We start from the raw sequence: 21,155 nt of genomic DNA, 5'->3' as shown, positions 1-21,155 counted from the left end.
TCGGCGGGGGTGGGACGACGAGGTCCCCCTCACCCGCGAGGAGGCGGCATGAAACACACCGGCAGATCACAGGCAGGGACGCGCACTTCCATTCTCGTGCGCGGCGCAGTAGGGGCCGTCACCGCGGCAGCGCTCGTCCTCGGCTCTCTCGTAGCGGCAGGGGCCGCTCACGCCGCAACCCCTTCCAACCCGCCCCTGAACTCGGACGCGAACACCTACCGTTACGGCCTCAACATCACGTGGACCTCGGGCGGACCGGGCGTCACCAACGCGATCTCCCGCAGCGACGGGAGCTACACGGTGGGGGCCAACCCGTTCGCGGCGAGCTTCGACGTCGGCCGCCTGGTCGACGAGATCGCCGGAATGGGCTTCGACTACGTCCAGGTGACCGACTTCCACGGGGCGGGCACCGTGCTGCACCCCTCGGCGGTCCTGGACTCGTGGCGGGGGCCGGGATACACCACCACCGAGGACATCATCGGCGAGCTGATCGACGGACTCGCCGCGCGCGGGATCGCCACCTTCCTCTTCACGCATCCCCTCGATCCCCACGACTACACCGCGAGTCAGCAGGACCTCCTCGGCGCCAACGACCCTACGGGCGGCTACAAGAAGTGGAACGACTTCATCAACGCGTTCTACGCCGAGTTGGTGGACACCTATGGGTCGCGCATCGCCGGTATCGGTTTCGACAGCGAGCTCGGCCTGAGCGGCGATGCCCGCTGGGCGAACAAGCTGGACCTCCCCCGCCTCCGCAACACCATCCTGTCGCGGCAGCCGGACATGTGGCTCGGGGCATTGGCCTATCCCAGCCTCGGCGGCCGCACGCTCGTGGATTTCCCGCTGAAAGAGGTCTTCCGTCCGGACTGGTTCGGTACCGGGCTCGCGGCCACCGACTACGACGTCACGAAGTGGCCGGCCTCGACGTCGGCGCCCAACGTCGTCACCCAGAACCACTGGGCGACCCTGGGTGACTACCTCACCGCGAACTTCAACATCCCCAGCGCGCTGGGAGTGTTCTCGACCACGGGGACGTGGACGGTGGAGAACGAGGAGCTGCGCGGCTCGACGGGGACCGCGACGATGAATCTCACCGCGGGGACGCAGTCCGAGACGGGCTGGAGCAACACGTTCGGCGACGGGCGATTCACCTACGCGTTCCGGCTGGCGTCGGACGGGGGGAACGCCACGAACTGGGCGGGCTTCCAGTTCCGGAAGAACGCCGCCGGCGACTCCTGGGGGACGAGCGGATATCTCGTGATCTTCCGCAGCAACGGGCAGATCGAACTGTCGCGGCCCGGGGCGGTGCTGGCGACCGCGTCGACCGGGTCGACGTTCACCTCGCGCACCCAGGTGAGGATCGAGACGTCCGGTCCCCGCATCCGCGTCTATCTCGGCACGGAGACGACGCCGAGGATCGATGTCGCCGACAGCACCTATTCCTCCGGGTTCGCGGGCTTCGCCGTCGCGGGGGCGGATGCGCGGTTCGACGACCTCGTCATGGAGCGGGTGTGGACCGATCCTTTCGCGTCCGCCGGCGCCTGGACGGTCGGATCCGGATCCTGGGCGGCATCGGCCGGGGTCTTCACCGGCAACGAAGGACGAGCGACCGTCACGGGCAAGACGTGGGCGAACTCGACCTACGCCGTCGACCTGCGCATCCTGGATGCGAAGGGGAACCCGTCCAACTGGGCCGGCGTCCAAGTGCGCAAGCAGGCCCAGAACGATCAGTTCTTCGACAGCGGGTACCTGATCTACGCCCGCGCGAACGGCGAGGTGTGTCTGTACGAGGCCGGGGTGGGCAACCTCGCGTGTGCGCCCTCCGGCGTGGATTTCGGCGCCACGCAGCGGCTCAAGGTGGTCACCGACGGTCCCGCGCTGCGCGTGTACGTCGGCGACGCGCGGACCGCGCTGATCGACGAGAAGGACACGACGTTCACCTCGGGCTACGCGGGTCTGTCCACCTCGGGCGCGATCGCCCGTTTCGACGATTTCACCGTGAACGCCGCACCCATCAGCAAGTCGCGTCTCACCAGTGCTCAGGTGTTCCGGTACACCGTCCTTCAGGCGGGTGCGGCCACGCAGGGGCCCGGCGTGGGGTGGTCCTACAGTCCCTTCAGTGACGGACAGTGGGAGGTCGGCGCCAAGGAGACGCTCGCGGGGGTCAAGTCCCTGATGGACCCCGTCCGCGCCTCGATCATCGGCACGATGCCGAGCAATTCCTATCCCCGCGCGGAGGGCGTGACCATCAACACCCTCCCCAACGGCATCGTGGCCACGCGCAAGCGCGACGACTCCCGTGAGTACATCCATGTGCTCACACCGCCGTCCGGATCCAGCCTCGCGCTGCCGGTGCCCGCGGACGGGAAGACGTTCAGTTCGGCGCGGCTGCTCAGCACCGGTGCCGCGGTGAGCCTGACGCAGAATGCGAGCGGGGTCACTCTCACGCTGCCCGCCGGGGCCACCTGGAGCTCGACCGACACCGTGATCGAGTTGGTGACGTCGTCGGTCGGCACCGGACGCTACGGTGCGACCGGGCTGCAGCTGGTGAGCAACCAGGACGGGTACCGCCTGCGAGGGACGGGCAACTCGTACCTGGGCAGTCCGACGGATTTCGCTGTCGCCGGTGTTCCTGCCGCATCGGCGGGAGCCGAGGATCGGTGGTCCGTCGTCTATCTCGGGAACGACCGCTACAAGATCGTCAACGAGTACCGCAACAAGATGCTGCGGATGACCACGCAGGACTACCAGGGCAACGCGGACCTCAGCGCGGTGGCGATGGTCACGAACGGCACTCCGACCACATCGGACCAGTGGGTGCTCCAGCCGTACCTGAACGACGGACTCCGGATCGTCAACGTGGGGTTCGGGCGGCCGCTCCACCTCACCGGCGATGCGTACCTCGGCAGCACGACGGTGCGATCGATCTGCGGCGTCCCGAGCTTCTTCAATTCCGCTGAAGACCTGTGGAAGCTGGTCGGCTGACGATGACGGGCGAAGGGCGATGACGATGGAGGGGTGGATCCTGGCGGGGCAATCCAACATGGAGGGATCCGCCCCTCTGGACGACCCCGCGACCGATCGCGTCGACGATACGCGTGTGATGTCGTTCACGAGCGCGGGCGAATGGGAGGTGGCGCGAGAGCCCCTGCATCGGACGTGGGAGTCGTACACCCCGGTCCACAGCATCCTGCATCGGCGCAACCCGCACTCGGGAGCGGAGGGGATCACGGATGCCGAGATGGCCGAACGTGAGCGGCGGACGCAGTTCCGCGGGGCGGGTCTCGGCCTCGCGTTCGGCAAGGCGCGGGCCGACGCGACGGGAGGGCGCGTGGCACTCGTCCCCGCCGCGCACGGCGGCACGTCTCTGAACCAGTGGATGCCGGGATCCGAGGGCGAAGAACGCTCCTCGCCGCGGACCCTCTACGGCTCCCTTCTGGATCGCGTGGCCCGTGCCCGGACGCGCCCCGACTTCGTGCTCCGGGGTGTGCTCTGGTACCAGGGCGAGTCCGACGCGAACCCGTCGGATTCCCCCACATACGCACGACGGTGGGCCGACTGGATCGCGGCGGTGCGGGACGACCTGGATGCTCCCGACCTCGAGGTGCTCGCCGTGCAGATCGGCCGGTTCGTCGGGACGGTCTCCGCACCGTCGCAGACGGAGCGGGACTGGGACCGGGTGCGTGAGGCGCAGCGACTCGTCGCGCAGCGCACCGAGGGTGTCCGCTGCACCTCGGCAATCGACCTCGGGCTCTGCGACGACGTTCACGTCGATGCCTCGGGATCGACTCGGCTCGGCATCCGGTTGGCGACCATGGTGGATGCGCCGGAGGCAGGTCCCGACGTGTCCCGTGTCGAGGTCTCGACCCCGCGGATCGACGGCTACGTGCGGCTGCGGGTGGTCACGACCGGCGTGACGGGGGCCTGGACCGCCGGCCCCCTCCCGGGCTTCCGTCTCACGGATGCCGAGGGTCAAGGGATCCCCGGGATCGATGTCGTCGACGCGCACCGCGATCCGCGACGACCGAGCGACATCGAGATCCTCTGCACGCCGTTCCCGCGCGAACCGAGGGAGTTCCACGTGTCGTACGGTCTCGGCTACGACCCCGTCTGTCGGGCGGTGGATGACCGGGATCTGCCCTTGCCGACGTTCGGTTCGCAGCCGGTTCGAGGAGTCGATCACCTTCGCTGACGAGCGCCGGGCACCCCCGCCCCGCATGACGAACGGCGCACCCGCGGATCGCGGGTGCGCCGCTCGTCATACGCGACCGATCCCTCCTGGATGACGCGCGCCGTTTCGACACCGGGCGCACGCCGAGCCGGCTCACGCCCGCCGCACCTCGAGGGCGTCGATGCCCGGCATCCCGAACCAGGACCGCCCGCCGACGGCGTCCACGATGGTCAGGAGCACGGCGTCGCACGACCGGCACCGGGCGACGGCCCCCATCGCGCTCGCGTAGACCGCGACCCGTCCCACGGCCCCGCCGTCGCCGCAGGATCGGCAGCGCACGAGCGAGTCGGTGGCATCCCACCCCAGGAGGTCGGCCAGCCGACCGGCGAGCGCATTGCCGTCGAGAACGTCCATCACGAGCCTCCGAATCGCTCGGTGCGGATGTCGCCGGGCCGGTGCCCGGCGGCCAGAAGCCAGCGCGACACGGCCTCGACGAACGGGGTCGGACCGCACACGTACACGCGCGGGACGCGGTCGGCGGGGACGACCGCATCGCGCAGGCGCTCGGCCGTCAGCCGACCGGGAGGCACGGATGCCGCGGGGGGCGCCACGCGCGTGTAGACGAGGTCGAGGTCGACCGCCCCCGACGCCGCCAACGCGGTGATCTCGTCCGCGAAGAAGACGTCATCGGGGGTGCGCACCGAATACAGCAGGCGGAACTCGCTCGCGTCGCCGGCGGTCGCGTGCGCCTGCGCCATGGCGAAGAGCGGCACGACCCCCGAGCCGCCGGCGATCAGCTGCACCGGCCGCGGCGCCGCCTCGGTCGGGGGCGTCCACACGAAAAAGGCGCCGAGCGGACCGTGAACCTCGATCTCGTCCCCGACGCGCAGATCGTGGACGAGGAAGGGCGAGACCTCGCCCTCGGGCACCTCGTCGACCGCCAGGAGGACGCGCGGGCCGTCGCCCGACGACGCGATCGAGTACGACCGCGACGCCTGGTATCCATCGGGTGCCGTGAGCCGCAGGTCGAGGTGCGCGCCCGCGTCGTTGCCCGGCCAGGTGGGCACGTCGAGCTCGATGCGCTGCGCCGTGGGGGTCTCGGCTCGGATGTCCGCGACCGTCGCGGTGTGCCAGGCGGTCGGGCGGTGCGTCACCAGTACCGCTCCTCCTGCCAGGGATCTCCGTGCAGGTGGTAGCCGTTCTGCTCCCAGAATCCGGGATCGTCGTCGGGCATCGTCACGAGCCCGCGCACCCACTTCGCGCTCTTCCAGAAGTACAGGTGCGGCACGAGCAGTCGGGCAGGGCCGCCGTGCTCGGCGGTGAGGGGCTCGCCGTCGGCTTCGAAGGCGATCCAGCTCTTGCCGTCGAGGAGGTCTTCCAGGGGCACGTTCGTGGTGTACCCGCCGTAGGAGTGCGCCATCACGAAGTCGTGGGCCGTCTCGACCTCGTCGAAGATGCGGTCGAGCGACACTCCGCGCCACGGCATGTCGAGCTTCGTCCAGTGCGTGACGCAGTGGATGTCGACGGTGATGTCCTCCATGCCGAGCGCCTGCAGCTGGGCGGTGTTCCATCGACGGTCGCCGTTCTCGGTCCGCACGACGAACTCCCACTCGTCGGCGTCGATCTCGGGCGTGGGACCGGCCGACAGCACGGGCCAATCACCCACCAGCGTCTGACCGGGGGGAAGGCGCGGATCGCGTTCGGCGCGGCGTCCGGAGAACCCTCGAGTGATGAACGACATGGATGCCTCTTTCCTCCCGGGCAGGGACGAGTTTCACCCTAGCCAGGTCGCCCAAAGCGCGACAGGGACGATTGTCGGATCCGCTGTCGCCGCACCCGTCAGTTCGTCGCGGAGCCCTCGTCGGGGTGCGAGTCGCGTGCTTCGGCGGCCGCTGCGAGCACGGTGCCGACCAGCGTCGCCGTCTCGTCGCCGCCGACGGCGATGGGGTGCAGGACCTCGCCCGAGGTGGTCAGCAGCACCCCCACGGGGCGGTTGCCCGGGATGCCGAGCGCCCGGGCGAACTCTCCGGAGGGGTCGACGTGCAGACCCTCGTCGGCCGCGCTCAGGGACATGTCGTCTCCGATCGGGACGATGAGTCGCACGTCCACGAGGGTCTCGAGCAGCTCCCGGTCCCACGTCATCCGGTCGATGAGGTTCTCGCACGAGGTACACCCGCGCCGGACGAAGAGCAGCAGCTGCGCGCGCCCGCGCAGGGCGCGTTGACGGGGGACGACGACGCCGCCGTCCGGGGTGATGAGCGTCGCGTCCGGCACTCCTACGGGAGTGGTCGCGGCGCGTTCCCCCGAGGGCCGCAGGGTGGCTCCCACGACCGCGATCGCCGCGACGCTGAGCAGCAGCGCGCCGCCGAGCAGGGGCAGGAGGACGAGGCGGGCGGCGAGCGCCGGCGCGGTCGGCTCGATCAGGGCGCCGACCAGGGCGAGCCCCGCGAGAGCGGTGAGGGCCGTGTTGCGCGCGGTCATCGCGGGACCCACCCGAGTGGATGCCAGCCGCCCGAAGCATCCGCACTCGTCCGTCGACGCGCGGATCTGCGCGCGCACCCCGACGGCGAGGAAGACGACCAACAGCGCGACGGCAGCACCGGCCGCCGTGACGGCGACGACTCCGCTGCCGAGGAGGAGTCCTCCGGCGACGGCGAGCTCGATGACGGCGACGGCGCCGACGACGGTGCGCGGCGGAGGGCCCGACAGGCGGAGGGCGCGCAGGGTGGCGGGGGCTGTGTCGAGGTCGAGGAGCTTACCCACGGCGCTGAGGACGAACACGGCGGTGACGACGAGGGCGGGGAGGCTGAAGGGCCCGAGCATCCCGCCAGATTCCCACCGCTCGCGCCGGCGGCGCGCTGGGCGGCGTTCGGCCTCCGGCGGGTGAAGGCCCCGGGGCGTCCCGCTCCACCCGGGACGGATAAGGTCGCTGTGACGACTCCGTCACTGCGCGCGGCTCGCGCGGCAGCCGCCCACCCAGGAGAATCGCCCATGTCCGTCGGTCTGCTCGCCGTGGTGGATGACATCCTCAGCGCCGCGCTCAAGGCCAGCGCGAAGACCGCGGGCGTCGTCATCGACGACGCGGCCGTGACGCCCCAATACGTTCAGGGGATCACGCCCGCCCGGGAGCTGCCCGTCGTCTGGAAGATCGCCCTCGGCAGCATCATCAACAAGTACGTGATCATCATCCCGATCGCGCTCCTGCTGACCGCGTTCGCGCCGGGGGTGCTGCCGTTCCTGTTGATCCTCGGCGGCGGCTTCCTCTGCTTCGAGGGTGCCGAGAAGGTGCTCGAGTGGTTCGGCGTCGGCCATGGCCACGGCGACGACGACGGCCCCCGCGACGAGCGCAAACTGGTGCTCGGGGCCGTGCGGACCGACCTCATCCTCAGCACCGAGATCATGCTCATCGCGCTGTCGAGCCTGGATCCCGGGTTCGGCATCTGGATGACGCTCGGTGCGCTGCTCGTCATCGGACTCGCCATGACCGTGGTCGTGTACGGCGCGGTCGCGCTCCTGGTGAAGATCGATGACATCGGGCTGCGGTTCATGAAGAGCCCCACGCGCGCCGTCCGGCGGTTCGGCGCCCGGGTCGTGGCATCCATGCCGGCCGTCTTCCGGGTGATCAGCGTGATCGGGACGATCGCGATGCTGTGGGTCGGCGGTCATCTGGTGGTGCAGAACCTCGGCGAGACGCTGTGGGCGGGGCCGTCCGACCTCCTCCACGCCGTCGAGCACGCGATCGAGGCCACCGGACCGGTCGTCGTATGGATCGTCGACACCGCGATCTCGGCGGTCTTCGGCCTGATCCTGGGCCTCGTCATCGTCGCCGTGGTGACCGGCATCCGCCGGGTGTTCCGCCGCGAGGCCGCCGCGCACTGACCGGAGGCAGGCCCCAGATCACGTGACGTGGTCGAAGGCGCCCGCCGTGGTGCGTCGGTGGCGTGTGCGCTCGGTCAGATCACGTGACGTGGTCGAAGTTACCCGCCGTGGCGGGTCAGCGGCGTGTGCGCTCGGCCAGATCACGTGAACTGACGGCGGGGAGGCAGGCGGCGGGGCGCGGCTCCCGGGAGGAGAACTCAGTCGAGGCGGGAGTGCTCGCCGAGGCGGTGCCACGTGCGGTTGTGGTAGACCAGCGCGGCGCCGGGCTCACCCGGCTCGAGGTCGCGCTCGACGTCGACCTGCAGGGCCTGGGCGGCGATGACGGTCGAGCCGCCGGCATCCATCCGGCTGACGACGGCGCACCGCAGCCACGCCCGGACGCCGTGGTACACCGGCTCGCCCGTGGCCAGGCGCGACCAGGTGGACGTGTCGGCGAAGCGGTCCAGCCCGCTCGTGGCGCCGGCCCGGGCCAGGGCGATGTCCTCGGCGTCGAGCAGGTGCACCACGATCGTCGACGCGGCCACGATCGTCGGCGTCGCCGACGACAGGCTCGAGACCGAGAAGATCAGCAGCGGCGGGTCGGCCGAGACCGACGACACCGACGAAGCGGTGAGGGCGACGGGTCCGTGCTCGCCGTACGCGGTGATCACGGCGATGCCGCCGGGGTGGCCGCGGAACGCGCGCTTGAAGTCGTCCGCCGTGACGGACGTGCCGATGGTCGGCGTGCTTTCGGATCGCTCCTGCGGGAGGGAAGTCATACCTCGACGGTAACCCTCGCGGCGGAGCCCGGCGCGGGATGAGGAAACGCGGCGACACACGCGATCCGCGATTACACCGGTGTTGTGAGGCTTCACATCGCCCTCTCCGTTATTTTTCCAGTGCGATTGACTCTTGACAGGGCCGCAAGTGTGAGCGCTAACATTCAGGAGTCAGCCCGCCCGAGGGGGCTGCATCACATGGACCGGCGACGCAGCCGGCGAAACGAGGAGGTTTCAACATGAAGGCGAAGAAGACCCTCGCCGGACTCGCGCTCATGGGCGCGATCGCTCTCACCGCGACCGGCTGCGCCGGCGGTGGCTCGACGGCCGGCGGAGGTGGCGACGACAAGGTCATCACCGTCGGTTTCGCCCAGACCGGCTCCGAGAGCGGCTGGCGCAGCGCCAACACCGAGTCGATGAAGACGGCGTTCTCGACCGAGAACGGCTTCAACCTCATCTTCAACGCGGCCGACAACAAGCCGGAGGCGCAGATCGCCGCCGTCCGCAGCTTCATCAACCAGGGCGTGGATGCCATCGTGGTCGCCCCGATCGTCACCGACGGGTGGGACGACGTGCTGAAGGAGGCCAAGGATGCCAACATCCCGGTGATCCTCGAGGACCGCACGGTGTCCGCGTCGGAAGACCTCTACGCCAGCTGGGTGGGCCTGGACTTCAAGAAGGAGGGCGAGACGGCCGGGAAGTGGGTCGCCGAGAACTTCGGGAAGACCCCGACCAACCTCGTCGTGCTCGAGGGCACCACGGGGTCCTCGGCCGCCACCGACCGCGCGACCGGCTTCAACGACGCGATCGCGGGCACCGACATCACGCTCCTCGACTCGCAGACGGGCAACTTCACCCGCGCTGAGGGCAAGACCGTCATGGAGGGCTTCCTCCAGAAGTACGGCTCGCAGATCAACCTGCTCTTCGCCCACAACGACGACATGGGTCTCGGTGCCCTCGACGCGATCAAGGCTGCGGGTCTCACGCCCGGCACCGACATCAAGATCGTGACGATCGACGCGGTCAAGGACGGGATGACGGCCCTGGCCGACGGCGAGTTCAACTACATCGTCGAGTGCAACCCGCTGCTCGGTGAGAAGGTCGCCGAGGTCGTCAAGAAGGTCGTCGCCGGCGAGTCCGTCGACAAGCAGTACATCGTCGAGGACCAGGCGTTCGACCAGGAGCAGGCCAAGGCCGCTCTGCCCGACCGCAAGTACTGATCCCCCGCGGACGCGTCCGCGTCCGTGAGTCCTCGGGTGTGCGGGGCCGAACCGGCCCCGCACACCCTCCGCTCACCCCCTGAGAAAGCGATCGAGCATGACATCCGAACGCGCTGCCGTCGTCGCGATGCGCGGTATCAGCATCTCCTTCCCCGGAGTGAAGGCGCTCGACGGCGTGGACTTCACCCTCTACCCCGGTGAGGTCCACTCCCTCATGGGAGAGAACGGCGCCGGCAAATCCACCCTCATCAAGGCGCTCACCGGCGTGTACGGGATCGACTCCGGCACGATCCGCGTCCAGGGCGAGGAGCGACTGTTCCGCTCCACCGCGGACGCCCAGTCGTCCGGCATCGCCACGGTCTACCAAGAGGTCAACCTCTGCCAGAATCTGTCGGTCGGCGAGAACGTGATGCTCGGCAACGAGATCCGCCGCGCGGGTCTGGTCGACTGGCGCGCCACTCACGCCGCGGCCGCCGCGGCGCTCGCCGAGCTCGGCGTGCACATCGACACCCGCTCGATCCTGGCGAGCCACTCCATCGCCGTCCAGCAGCTGGTCGCCATCAGCCGCGCGATGGTCGTGGACACCACGGTCCTGGTCCTCGACGAGCCGACCTCGAGCCTCGACCGGGGCGAGGTCGAGCAGTTGTTCGGCGTCATCCGGGATCTGCGCGACCGCGGCGTCGCGATCCTCTTCGTCTCGCACTTCCTCGACCAGATCTACGAGATCTCCGATCGCCTGACGGTGCTGCGCAACGGCACGCTCGTGGGCGAGTACCCGGTCGCGGAGCTGACCCGTGAACAGCTCGTCGCGAAGATGATCGGCCGCGAGCTCGGCGAACTGGATGCCATCTCGGCCAGCGCCGAGCGTCCGATCGACCGTTCCGGAACCCCCGTGCTGAAGGCCGTCTCGTTGGCCCGCAAGAACGCCCTCGAGCCCGTCGACCTCGACGTCTTCCCGGGGGAGATCGTGGGCCTCGCGGGGCTGCTCGGCTCGGGCCGGACGGAGCTCGCCCGCCTCATCGCCGGTGCCGACCGCGCCGACCAGGGGCAGGTCGAGGTCGGCGGATCGCCGTCGCGGCTCGGTTCGCCGCGCCACGCCCTCGACCGCGGCATCGCCTTCTCGTCGGAGGACCGCCGCGCCGAGGGGATCGTCGGCGACCTCACCGTGGCCGAGAACATCATCCTCGGCGTGCAGGCCCGCCGCGGCGCACTGCGCAAGCTCGGCGCCGCCGAGGTGCAGGCGATCGTCGACGAGTACATCACCGCGCTCGGGGTGCGCCCCGCGAACCCGAACGCGCTCATCCGCAACCTCTCCGGCGGCAACCAGCAGAAGGTCCTCCTGGCCCGCTGGCTCGCCACCGCCCCGGAGCTGCTCATCCTCGACGAACCCACCCGCGGCATCGACGTCGGCGCCAAGGCCGACATCCAGCGCAAGGTCGCCGAACTCGCCGAGAAGGGCCTCGCGGTGGTGTTCATCTCCTCCGAGCTCGAGGAGGTGCTCCGCATCGCGCAGCGCGTGGCCGTGCTGCGCGACCGTCGTAAGATCGGCGAGCTGGCCACCCAGGACGTCGACCTCGACGGCCTCGTCGCCTACATCGCCGAGGGGCAGCCCGAGACAACGTCGTCCGATCGGGAGAAGATCGCATGAAGAAGTTCCTTTCGCACCGCCTCGTGTGGCCCATCGCGGCACTCGTCGCCCTCATCGCCGTCAACACGATCTCGCGGCCGTCGTTCCTCAGCATCACGGTGCAGAACGGGCAGCTGTACGGGTCGCTGATCGACATCCTGCGCAACAGCGCGCCGCTCATGCTCGTCGCCCTCGGCATGACGCTCGTCATCGCCACGCGCGGAATCGACCTGTCGGTCGGCGCGATCATGGCGGTCTCGGGCGCGGTGGCGCTGACGATCATCGAGGCCTCGCCCGAACCGGGCAACCTCGGCGTCGTCATGATCGCCATCGCCGCGGCCGTCGGCAGCGCCCTGCTGCTGGGCGTCTGGAACGGCTTCCTCGTCGCGGTGCTCGGCATCCAACCCATCATCGCCACGCTCGTGCTCATGCTCGCCGGCCGCGGCGTCGCCCTGCTCATCACCAAGGGCTTCATCACGACCATCAACAGCGACCCGTACCAGTTCATGGCGCAGGGATACGTCCTGGGTCTCCCCTTCGCCTTCTACGTCTCGATCGCCGCGGTGATCGTCGTCGGGATCGTCGAGCGGCGCACGGCGCTGGGCATGCTCACCGAGGCCGTCGGCATCAACCCCGAAGCGAGCCGGCTCGCCGGCGTCCGCTCGCGCGGCATCATCTGGGGCGCCTACATCGCCAGCGGCACGCTCGCGGGCATGGCCGGCATCCTCTACAGCTCGAACATCATGGCCGCCGATGCGAACGCCGCGGGTCTCTACATCGAACTGGATGCCATCCTCGCGGTGGTCCTCGGCGGCACCTCGCTCGCCGGCGGCAAGTTCAGCCTGGCCGGTACGGTCGTCGGCGTCTTCACGATCCAGACCCTGAAGAGCACGATCACGTTCCTGGGCGTTCCGCCCGCCGTCAGCCCGGTCTTCATGGCCGCGGCCGTGCTGATCGTCGTGCTGCTGCAGTCGCGCCGGTTCCGCGCGTTCTTCCAGACCGCGGGCCGTTCGGCCGTGCGTCCCCTCACCCGACGTCCCGACGCAAAGGTGCTGTCCTGATGGTCACTCTCACCGCCGAGCGCGGCTCCGCCGCCCCGACCACGTACCGCCGATTCCTCAGCCGCCACGTCTCGTGGATTCCGGTGTTCGCCGCGATCGCGATCCTCCTGATCATGATCGCGGGGTCGATGGCGTACTTCCCGAACTTCCAGCTGCCCCGGATCCTGTCGTCGATCCTGCTCGACAACGCGTACCTGCTGGTGCTGGCCGTGGGCATGACCTTCGTCATCCTCACGGGCGGGATCGACCTCTCCGTCGGCGCGGTCATGGCCTTCACCGGCATCCTGTGCGCCAGTCTGCTGTCGCAGGGCGTCCCGGTCGCGGTCGCGGTTCCCGCGATGATCCTGATCGGCGGGGCGATCGGGCTGCTGATCGGCGTCCTCGTGCAGTTCTTCGACGTGCAGCCGTTCATCGCCTCGCTGATCGGCATGTTCCTCGCCCGGGGCCTGGCCTTCGTGGTGAGCCTGCAGTCGATCAAGGTCGACGACGCGGGGCTGCTGTGGCTGCAGTCCACGCGCTTCTCGTTCGCCGGGTGGTACATCACCCCGACCGGGATCATCGCGCTGCTCACCGTCGCCCTCGCCGCCTTCGTCCTGCGGTTCACGCGCTTCGGACGCACGGTCTACGCCGTGGGCGGGAACGAGCAGTCGGCGCGACTCATGGGCCTTCCCGTCGTGCGCGCGAAGCTCTCGGTCTACGTCATCAGCGGGGTGTGCGCGGGGCTCGCGGGAATCGTCCTGACGGCGTACTCCGGTGCCGGCTACCCCCTCAACGGCGTCGGCACCGAGCTCGATACGATCGCCGCGGTCGTCATCGGCGGCACGCTCCTCACCGGGGGCAGCGGGTTCGTGCTCGGCTCGATGATCGGCGTCTTCGTCTACGGCCTCATCCGCACGATCATCTCGTTCTCGGGCGCGGAGCAGTCCTGGACCCGGATCACCGTCGGCGCCCTCCTGCTGGTGTTCGTCGTGGTGCAGCGGATCATCGTCTCGCGGTCCGCGCTCTCCAAATGACGCGCCTGCCGGGGATGCGCGCGCGGCGACCGTCGCGCGGGCATGATTGACCCCATGTCCACCGTTGCCCCGCCCCTCCTCGAGGTCCGCGGGGCGACGGTGCGTTTCGGTGTCGAGTCCGCTCTCGCCGACGTCGACTTCCGCCTGCGCCCCGGCGAAGTGCACTCGCTCATGGGAGAGAACGGTGCGGGCAAGTCGACACTGATCAAGGCGATCACCGGAGCGCTGCGGCTCGACCAGGGGGAGATCCTCCTCGGGGGTCGCCCGATGCAGTTCTCCACCCCGGCGGACGCCCAGGCGGTCGGCATCTCGACCGTCTATCAGGAGATCGACCTCCTCCCGAACCTGACCGTCGCCGAGAACATCTCGCTCGGTCGTGAGCCGCGTCGGTTCGGGATGATCGACCACCGCGCGATGCGCGATCGCGCGGCCGACGCCCTGTCCTCCCTCGGGGTCGACGTCGACCCGTCGTCGGTGCTGTCCACTCATCCCCTCGCCATCCAGCAGCTCGTCGCGATCGCCCGCGCGGTCTCGGTCGACGTGAAGGTGCTCGTGCTCGACGAGCCGACCTCGAGCCTGGATGCCGACGAGGTCGCCGAGCTCTTCCGCGTCATCCGCGATCTCAAGACGCAGGGGATCGCGATCGTGTTCGTCTCGCACTTCCTCGACCAGGTCTACGAGATCTGCGACCGTGTCACGGTCCTCCGCGGCGGGCGCCTGGTGGGGGAGTACGGCACGCGGGAGCTCCTGCGCATCGACCTGGTCGAGAAGATGCTCGGTGCCGCCGCCGACGCCCTCGCGCCTCTCGGACAGCGCTCGCCGGAGCCCGCGGACGGTCCCTCGATCGTGAGCGCGCGGGGCCTGGCATCCGGATCCCGCCTGCGCGACGCGGACGTCGACATCGCCGAGGGCGAGGTCATCGGGGTCGCGGGTCTCCTGGGGTCGGGGCGCAGCGAGCTGGCGCGGGCGCTGACCGGAGTCGATCATCCGGACGGCGGCGAGGTCCGCATCGACGGTGAGCCGGTGCGGCTCGGGTCGCCGCGCGAGGCGATCCGTCGGCGCGTGGCCTACTCGTCGGAGAACCGACGCACCGAGGGCATCATCGGCGACCTCAGCGTCCTGGACAACATCACGCTGGCCCTGCAGGCGCAGCGCGGGATCTTCCATCGACTCAGCACCGCGCGGCGCCGGGAGCTCGCGACGAGCTGGGTGGAGGCGCTGCACATCCGTCCCGCCGACATCGATCGCCCCGTCGCCACGCTCTCGGGCGGCAATCAGCAGAAAGTGCTCCTCGCGCGGCTCCTCGCGCTCTCGCCCCGGGTCATCGTGCTCGACGAGCCGACGCGCGGGATCGACGTCGGCGCGAAGGCCGAGATCCAGCGGCTGGTGGGGGAGCTGTCCGACAACGGTCTCGCGATCGTCTACATCTCCGCCGAACTTGATGAGGTCCTGCGCGTCGCGCATCTCGTCGCCGTCATGCGCGACGGCGTGCTCGCGCAGATCCTCCCCGCCGCCGAGCTCACCTCCGACGCCCTCCTCGCCCTCGTGGCCAAGCCCGCCGCGGGGGAGGAGGGGGTCTCCGATGGCTGACGAGAAGGCATCCCGGACCGCCAACATCTTCGACGTGGCTCGTCTCGCGGGCGTATCGCACCAGACCGTCTCGCGGGTCCTCAACAACATGCCCAACGTCCGTCCGGCGACCCGGGCGCGCGTCGAGCAGGCCATCGCGCAACTGCGGTACAGCCCGTCGCCGGCCGCGCGGGCCCTCGTCACGCGGCGCACCCGCACGATCGGCCTGGTGACACCCGGCACCGTCGACTACGGCCCCACGTCGATCGCGACGAACTTCAACTTCGCGGCTCGCGCCGCCCGGTACAACGTCGACGCGATCAGCTCGCCCCAGAGCGACGTGGCCGCCGTCCGTGCGGCGATCGACGGGCTGCTGAAGCAGCGCGTGGATGCCATCGTGCTCATCGTCGTCGACGTCGAGGTGCTCGCGGCGGTGCAGGCGATCGAGATCGACGTCCCGATCGTCGCCGCGGCCACGACCAGCCGGCCCCACCCGCGTCTGGTCGCGATCGACCAGTACCGCGGTGCCCGTGCGGCCGTGCGACACCTGCTGGAGTCGGGGTACACCACCGTCCGTCACATCGCCGGTCCCGCCCGCAACCCCGACGCGGTGGAGCGTCTGCGCGGCTGGCGTGAAGAGATCGCCTCCGCCCGCGCGCAGTCGACTCCGCCGGTGCACGGGGACTGGTCCGCGGCGAGCGGGTACCGGATCGCGACCGAGACCGACCTCACCCCCGGTGAGGGGATCTTCGTCGCCAACGATCACATGGCGATCGGTGTCCTGTCGGCGCTCCGCGAACGCGGGCTGCGGGTGCCGGAGGACATCGGGGTGGTCGGGTTCGACGACGTCCCCGAGGCGCCGTTCCTCTTCCCCTCGCTCACCACTGTGCGCCAGGACTTCGCCGCGCTGGGGGAGATCCTGATGCAGAAGGTGTTGCTGATGGTGGAGGAGCCCGACACCGTCAGCGAGAGCACCCCGCTGCCGACGCGACTCGTCGTCCGCGACTCGGCGCCGCTGCGCCCCTGATCCGCGCGTAGCCGTCGGCGGGCTCATCGCCGCGGAAACTCGGTGTTGACGTCAACAGGTGTGTGAGCGCTAACATTCGGGTAGTCGTCGCCGCCGACGGCTCATGCAATGTCGCATTCACGAGAGGATCCGCACCCCCGTGCCTACACTCCCCCGGACGGCGCTCCCCCGCCGTCTCCCGTCCTGGGCGCTCGCCGTCCCGGTCGTCGCCGCGCTCGTCGCGGCGCCGATCGCCGTCCCTCTGGCCGCGACCGCGGCCACCCCCACGAGCGGACTGGTCGTCTCCTACCCGCTCGACGAGACCTCGGGGGCCGTCGCGCACGACGACTCCGGCAACGGTCGGGATGCCGCCTACGTCGGCGGTCCCTCGCTGACCGGTGCGAACGGGGTCCGACTCGACGGCGCCGACGATTATGTGAGCGTTCCCAACAACATCCTCGCGGGGCTCTCGTCCATCACCGTCAGCACCGACGTGCTCGTGCGCCCGGAACAGTCGGGCAACTACTTCATCTGGGGTCTGGGCAACACCACGGACTGGTACGGAAACGGCTACCTGTTCGCCACGGGCAACCCGGCCCGTACCGGCATCGCCAGCGGCAACTGGTCGACCGAGCAGGAGACCCGCGGCTCGGCGAACCTCGATCGCGGCGTCTGGAAGACCCTCACCTACACCCTCGACGCGGGCAGCAAGACCTCGCGCCTGTACCTCGACGGCGTCCAGGTCGCCGAGAACACCAACACCACCACCACCCCCGGCTCGATCGGCGGCGGCACGACCACCGCCAACTACCTCGGCCGCTCGAACTACACCGGCGACAAGCGTCTGGCCGGGAGCCTCCGCGACTTCCGACTGTACGACCGGGCCCTCTCCGCCGATGAGGTGACGACGCTCGTCGCCACCGACGCGCAGCGCGTCGCGCGCGACGCGGCCGCGCTCGGCCTCGGCGACCTGAGCGCCGTCACCGCGGACATCGCCCTGCCCACCGCCGGCACGAACGGGTCGAGCATCTCGTGGGCGTCGTCGAACCCCGCGTTGGTGTCGTCGACGGGCGCGGTCACCCGCCCCGCCGCCGGGCAGGCCGACGCGGAAGTCACGCTGACGGCCACCCTCACCCGTGGCACCGCGACGCAGAGCGTCGGCTTCACCGCCACCGTGCGGGCCGTCCCCGATGACGCGGGTGCGGCGCAGCGGGCCGTCGACGCGATCGCGGTGGTCAACTCCGATGACGCGCGCGGCAACCTGACGCTGCCGACGACGGCGGAGGAGCTGCCGGTCACCTGGACGAGCTCGAACCCCGCGGTGGTCTCCCCCACGGGTGTCGTCGCGCGCCAGGAGGCCGACACGACCGTGACGCTCACGGCATCCGTGACGAAGGGCTCGGCGACCCGCACCCGCGACATCGTCGTGAACGTCCGCAAGGCGGTGCACCTCGGTGCCTTCGAGGGGTACACCTTCGCGTACTTCACCGGGAACACGATCGAGGGCGAGAACATCTACTTCGCCGCGAGCAACGGCAACGACGCGCTGTCGTGGACCGAGCTCAACGGCGGCAAGCCCGCCCTCACCTCGACCTACGGGGAGAAGGGTCTGCGCGACCCGTTCATCATCCGCTCTCCCGAGGGCGACACGTTCTACCTGATCGCCACCGACCTCTCGATCGGCGGCGGCACCTCGTGGGGCGACTCGCAGACGGTCGGCTCGAAGTACATCGAGGTGTGGGAGTCGCACGACCTCGTGAACTGGAGCGACCAACGGCACGTCCGGGTCTCGCCCGACACCGCCGGCAACACCTGGGCGCCGGAGGCGTACTACGACGAGAGCCTCGGCCAGTACGTGGTGTTCTGGGCCTCGAAGATCTACCCGGTGGACGACCCGAACCACACCGCCAACGTGCCCAACAGCATGATGTACGCCACCACGCGCGACTTCGTGACCTTCAGCGAGCCGCAGGTCTGGCAGGGCGGGATCTCCCGCATCGACTCCACCGTGATCAAGGCGGACGGCGTCTACCAGCGCTTCACGAAGGACGAGGGCGCCGGGACGACCGGATGCAGCGACATCATCCAGGAGAGCTCCCCGGTGCTGACCGCTCCGTTGAAGGACTGGACGCAGGTCACCTCGTGCATCGGCAAGAACGCCGGCACGGGTGCGGTGGAAGGCCCGAGCATCTTCAAGTCCAACCCGGGCGACGTCAACGGCGACAAGTACTACCTGTTCGTCGACGAGTACGGCGGGCGCGGGTACATCCCGCTGGCCACCACCGACATCGCGAACCCGAACTGGCAGGTTCCGGCGAGCTACACGCTGCCCAGCAGCCCGCGCCACGGCACCGTCATGCCCGTGACCGCGGAGGAGCTCGCGGCCCTGCGGGAGAACATCGTCACCGAGCCCGGCGTGACCCCGGTCACGGCGAACGAGAAGGGCGAGGTGCTGCGGTACGACTTCACCGACGGTTCGGGCGCGACGCTGCACGACCGCTCCGGGGCGGGCCGCGATGCGCAGATCCAGGGCCGAGCGACGTTCGCGGACGGTGCGCTGACCTTCGACGGCAGCAACGACTACGTCGACCTGCCCGACAACGTGCTCGCGGGTGTCACCGACTTCACCGTCGACACCGAGGTGCGGATCGACGCGGCGCAGAAGAACCCGTACTTCCTGTACGGCTTCGGAAACACCGGCAGCGACGGGAAGGGCAACGGGTACCTGTTCTCGACCGGCAACGGCCAGTACCGCGGCGCGCTCACCACGGGCAACTGGACGGGCGAGCAGAACGCGTCCGCCGCCAGCGCCCTGCCACGCGACCGCTGGGTGCACCTGACCTACACGTTGAGCGGCAGCACCGCGCGACTGTACCTCGACGGCCAGAAGGTCGCCGAGAACACCAACGTGACCGTCCGACCGGGGGACATCGGAAAGGGCACGACCCTGGCGAACTACCTCGGCAAGTCCGTCTACAACGACGACAACCTCTTCCGCGGTCAGATGCGCGAGTTCGCGCTGTACAACCGCGCGTTGAGCCCGGACGAGGTCGCGGCCCAGAACCCCGGGCTGCTCACCGAGGTCAGCCTTCAGGATGCCGCAGCGCTCAAGGTCGCCCCGATCGTCGACGCCGAGAACCGCACAGTGCTGTTCCCCGTCGTGCCGGGCACCGACCTGACGAAGCTGCGCCCGACGTTCACGACCGCTTCCGGCACGACCGCGACCCCGGCATCGGGCACGGTCCGAAACCTCAGCACGCCGGTCACGGTCACGCTGAAGACCGACGGGCAGGCCGACGTGGTCTGGACGCTGAAGGCGGTCGAGATGAAGAGCCCGGTCCTGCCGGGTCTGTACGCCGACCCGAACATCGCGGTGTTCGGTGACACGTACTACATCTACGCCACGACCGACGGGGTCCCCGGCTGGGGCGGCAACACGTTCTACGTGTGGAAGTCGAAGAACCTCGTCGACTGGACACGGTCCGACACGCCGTTCCTGACGTTGGACGGCGCGAACGGCGACGTTCCGTGGGCGACCGGCAACGCCTGGGCTCCGACGATCATCGAGAAGGGCGGGAAGTACTACTTCTACTTCAGCGGTCACAACCCGCAGGACGACCGCAAGGAGATCGGTGTCGCGGTCGCCGACAGTCCCGAGGGGCCGTTCACCGCGGACGCTCAGCCGATGATCACCAACGCCGAGAGCGTCCACAGCGGACAGGCGATCGACCCGGCGGCGTTCCACGACCCGAAGACGGGGAAGTACTACCTGTTCTGGGGCAACGGCAACCCGGTCTACGGCGAGCTTTCGGATGACATGAAGAGCATCAAGGCGGGCACGATCAAGCCGATCTCGGGGCTGAACGACTTCCGTGAGGGGACGTTCGTGAACTACCGCGACGGTCTGTACCACCTCACGTACTCGATCGACGACACGGGTTCGGCCGACTACCGCGTCGGCTACGCCACGTCGACGAGCATCGACGGCCCGTGGACGTACCGCGGCGTGATCCTCTCGAAGGACACCTCGCAGGGCATCCTCGGGACGGGGCACAGCTCGATCATCACCGTCCCGGGCACGGACGAGTGGTACATCGCGTACCACCGGTTCGCTATCCCGGGCGGCGGCGGGACGAACCGCGAGACGACCATCGACCGCCTCGAGATCGGTCCGGACGGGTTGTTCCAGACCGTGAAGCCGACGCTCACGAGCGTCGCTCCGCGCGAGGTGCCCGACACGACGGAGCCGACGCCGACCCCGACGGCCACCCCGACGGCCTCGCCCACCGCGACGCCCACCGCCACGCCGGAGCCGACGACCGAGCCCACGGGCACGCCGACCCCGACGGTCTCGCCCACGAGCACCCCGGATGCCACCCCGTCGGTGTCGGTCTCGACCACCACGGTCGAGCGCGGCGGGATCGTGCGGGTGACGGTGACGGGTCTCGCCGCGGGCGAGCAGGTCACGGCCGAGCTGCGCAGCGACCCGATCCGTATCGCCGGCATCCCCGCCGCCGATGCGAGCGGCCGCGTCACGTTCGACGTGCAGATCCCCGGCGACCTCGCCGCGGGCAGCCACACGATCGTGGTCTACGCAGCCGACGGCTCGGTGATCCGGAGTGTGCCGATCACTGTCGTCGCCGCGGGCCAGCTCGCCGCCACCGGAGCGCAGGCACCTCTGGGTGCGGGGCTGCTCGCCGCGTTCCTGCTGGTCGCGGCGGGAGTGGTGTGGACGCTGCGTCGCTCGCGCCGCACCGACGCCTGATCCGCTGAACGGAAGGAGGACCCCGGATGCCCTGGCATCCGGGGTCTTCCTCGTGCCCGGTGCGCGGGCCGCCTGCCGTGCCCGGC

Annotated in this window: 15 protein-coding genes; 10 read left to right on the top strand and 5 right to left on the bottom strand. The window is 69.8% G+C overall.

Going from position 1 to position 21,155, the window contains the following annotated elements:
- Window positions 1-96: 96 nt before the first annotated feature.
- Window positions 97-2,985: an alpha-L-fucosidase gene (locus tag CSIV_RS01525; protein ID WP_077049666.1), complete on the top strand. Its 2,889-nt coding sequence runs from the start codon at window positions 97-99 to the stop codon at window positions 2,983-2,985.
- Between the two features lie 19 nt (window positions 2,986-3,004).
- Window positions 3,005-4,192 (top strand): sialate O-acetylesterase, encoded by a 1,188-nt coding sequence (locus CSIV_RS01520; protein ID WP_077049665.1) that lies wholly within the window; start codon window positions 3,005-3,007, stop codon window positions 4,190-4,192.
- Between the two features lie 132 nt (window positions 4,193-4,324).
- On the opposite strand, the gene CSIV_RS01515 is transcribed toward CSIV_RS01520, so the two are convergent.
- The 4 genes from CSIV_RS01515 to CSIV_RS01500 form a co-directional block, all read right to left on the bottom strand.
- Window positions 4,325-4,585: a DUF6510 family protein gene (locus CSIV_RS01515; protein WP_077049664.1), complete on the bottom strand. Its 261-nt coding sequence runs from the start codon at window positions 4,583-4,585 to the stop codon at window positions 4,325-4,327.
- Complete coding sequence (locus tag CSIV_RS01510) at window positions 4,585-5,325, bottom strand: FAD-binding oxidoreductase (RefSeq protein WP_238592317.1); 741 nt, start codon at window positions 5,323-5,325, stop codon at window positions 4,585-4,587. Before CSIV_RS01510 ends, CSIV_RS01515 begins: the two co-directional genes overlap by 1 nt.
- Window positions 5,322-5,912 carry a molybdopterin-dependent oxidoreductase gene (locus tag CSIV_RS01505; protein WP_077049663.1) on the bottom strand — a complete coding sequence of 197 codons (591 nt, stop codon included), beginning with the start codon at window positions 5,910-5,912 and terminating at the stop codon, window positions 5,322-5,324. Before CSIV_RS01505 ends, CSIV_RS01510 begins: the two co-directional genes overlap by 4 nt.
- A 98-nt stretch (window positions 5,913-6,010) precedes the next feature.
- Complete coding sequence (locus CSIV_RS01500; protein WP_077049662.1) at window positions 6,011-6,994, bottom strand: MauE/DoxX family redox-associated membrane protein; 984 nt, start codon at window positions 6,992-6,994, stop codon at window positions 6,011-6,013.
- A gap of 168 nt (window positions 6,995-7,162) precedes the next feature.
- On the opposite strand from CSIV_RS01500, the gene CSIV_RS01495 reads away from it, so the two are divergent.
- Window positions 7,163-8,050 (top strand): DUF808 domain-containing protein, encoded by an 888-nt coding sequence (locus CSIV_RS01495; protein ID WP_077049661.1) that lies wholly within the window; start codon window positions 7,163-7,165, stop codon window positions 8,048-8,050.
- Between the two features lie 197 nt (window positions 8,051-8,247).
- Here CSIV_RS01495 and CSIV_RS01490 read toward each other — a convergent pair whose 3' ends face one another.
- On the bottom strand, window positions 8,248-8,808 hold the full coding sequence (locus CSIV_RS01490) for a flavin reductase family protein (protein WP_077049660.1): 561 nt from the start codon (window positions 8,806-8,808) through the stop codon (window positions 8,248-8,250).
- A 239-nt stretch (window positions 8,809-9,047) separates the two neighbouring features.
- Here CSIV_RS01490 and CSIV_RS01485 point away from each other — a divergent pair, with 239 nt between their 5' ends.
- From CSIV_RS01485 to CSIV_RS01455, 7 genes are all read left to right on the top strand, one after another.
- Window positions 9,048-10,028, top strand: a complete 981-nt coding sequence (locus CSIV_RS01485) for an ABC transporter substrate-binding protein (RefSeq protein WP_077049659.1) — start codon at window positions 9,048-9,050, stop codon at window positions 10,026-10,028.
- Window positions 10,029-10,125: 97 nt separating this feature from the next.
- A complete protein-coding gene (locus CSIV_RS01480) occupies window positions 10,126-11,676 on the top strand; it encodes a sugar ABC transporter ATP-binding protein (RefSeq protein WP_077049658.1) in 1,551 nt (516 codons plus the stop codon).
- Complete coding sequence (locus CSIV_RS01475; RefSeq protein ID WP_077049657.1) at window positions 11,673-12,716, top strand: ABC transporter permease; 1,044 nt, start codon at window positions 11,673-11,675, stop codon at window positions 12,714-12,716. The genes CSIV_RS01480 and CSIV_RS01475 overlap by 4 nt, the downstream gene beginning before the upstream one ends.
- Window positions 12,716-13,729 (top strand): ABC transporter permease subunit, encoded by a 1,014-nt coding sequence (locus tag CSIV_RS01470; RefSeq protein ID WP_077049656.1) that lies wholly within the window; start codon window positions 12,716-12,718, stop codon window positions 13,727-13,729. The genes CSIV_RS01475 and CSIV_RS01470 overlap by 1 nt, the downstream gene beginning before the upstream one ends.
- 54 nt (window positions 13,730-13,783) lie before the next feature.
- On the top strand, window positions 13,784-15,319 hold the full coding sequence (locus tag CSIV_RS01465) for a sugar ABC transporter ATP-binding protein (protein ID WP_077049655.1): 1,536 nt from the start codon (window positions 13,784-13,786) through the stop codon (window positions 15,317-15,319).
- A complete protein-coding gene (locus CSIV_RS01460) occupies window positions 15,312-16,325 on the top strand; it encodes a LacI family DNA-binding transcriptional regulator (protein ID WP_077049654.1) in 1,014 nt (337 codons plus the stop codon). Before CSIV_RS01465 ends, CSIV_RS01460 begins: the two co-directional genes overlap by 8 nt.
- Window positions 16,326-16,464: 139 nt before the next feature.
- Entirely contained in the window at window positions 16,465-21,069 is a 4,605-nt protein-coding gene (locus CSIV_RS01455) for a family 43 glycosylhydrolase (RefSeq protein WP_077049653.1), read from the top strand.
- Window positions 21,070-21,155: the final 86 nt, after the last annotated feature.

This window comes from Microbacterium sp. CSI-V (genome assembly GCF_001984105.1).
Taxonomy (GTDB): Bacteria; Actinomycetota; Actinomycetes; order Actinomycetales; family Microbacteriaceae; genus Microbacterium.
The sequence above is the reverse complement of the archived record's forward strand: the minus strand, read 5'-3'. Positions and strand labels throughout refer to the sequence as shown.

What these genes read in the sequence shown, in the direction of transcription:
- CSIV_RS01520 (WP_077049665.1), top strand. Translation starts at nt 3,005, where the DNA reads ATGACGATGGAGGGGTGGATCCTGGCGGGGCAATCCAACATGGAGGGA.
- CSIV_RS01515 (WP_077049664.1), bottom strand. Translation starts at nt 4,585, where the DNA reads ATGGACGTTCTCGACGGCAATGCGCTCGCCGGTCGGCTGGCCGACCTC.
- CSIV_RS01505 (WP_077049663.1), bottom strand. Translation starts at nt 5,912, where the DNA reads ATGTCGTTCATCACTCGAGGGTTCTCCGGACGCCGCGCCGAACGCGAT.
- CSIV_RS01500 (WP_077049662.1), bottom strand. Translation starts at nt 6,994, where the DNA reads ATGCTCGGGCCCTTCAGCCTCCCCGCCCTCGTCGTCACCGCCGTGTTC.
- CSIV_RS01495 (WP_077049661.1), top strand. Translation starts at nt 7,163, where the DNA reads ATGTCCGTCGGTCTGCTCGCCGTGGTGGATGACATCCTCAGCGCCGCG.
- CSIV_RS01490 (WP_077049660.1), bottom strand. Translation starts at nt 8,808, where the DNA reads ATGACTTCCCTCCCGCAGGAGCGATCCGAAAGCACGCCGACCATCGGC.
- CSIV_RS01485 (WP_077049659.1), top strand. Translation starts at nt 9,048, where the DNA reads ATGAAGGCGAAGAAGACCCTCGCCGGACTCGCGCTCATGGGCGCGATC.
- CSIV_RS01480 (WP_077049658.1), top strand. Translation starts at nt 10,126, where the DNA reads ATGACATCCGAACGCGCTGCCGTCGTCGCGATGCGCGGTATCAGCATC.
- CSIV_RS01475 (WP_077049657.1), top strand. Translation starts at nt 11,673, where the DNA reads ATGAAGAAGTTCCTTTCGCACCGCCTCGTGTGGCCCATCGCGGCACTC.
- CSIV_RS01470 (WP_077049656.1), top strand. Translation starts at nt 12,716, where the DNA reads ATGGTCACTCTCACCGCCGAGCGCGGCTCCGCCGCCCCGACCACGTAC.
- CSIV_RS01465 (WP_077049655.1), top strand. Translation starts at nt 13,784, where the DNA reads ATGTCCACCGTTGCCCCGCCCCTCCTCGAGGTCCGCGGGGCGACGGTG.
- CSIV_RS01460 (WP_077049654.1), top strand. Translation starts at nt 15,312, where the DNA reads ATGGCTGACGAGAAGGCATCCCGGACCGCCAACATCTTCGACGTGGCT.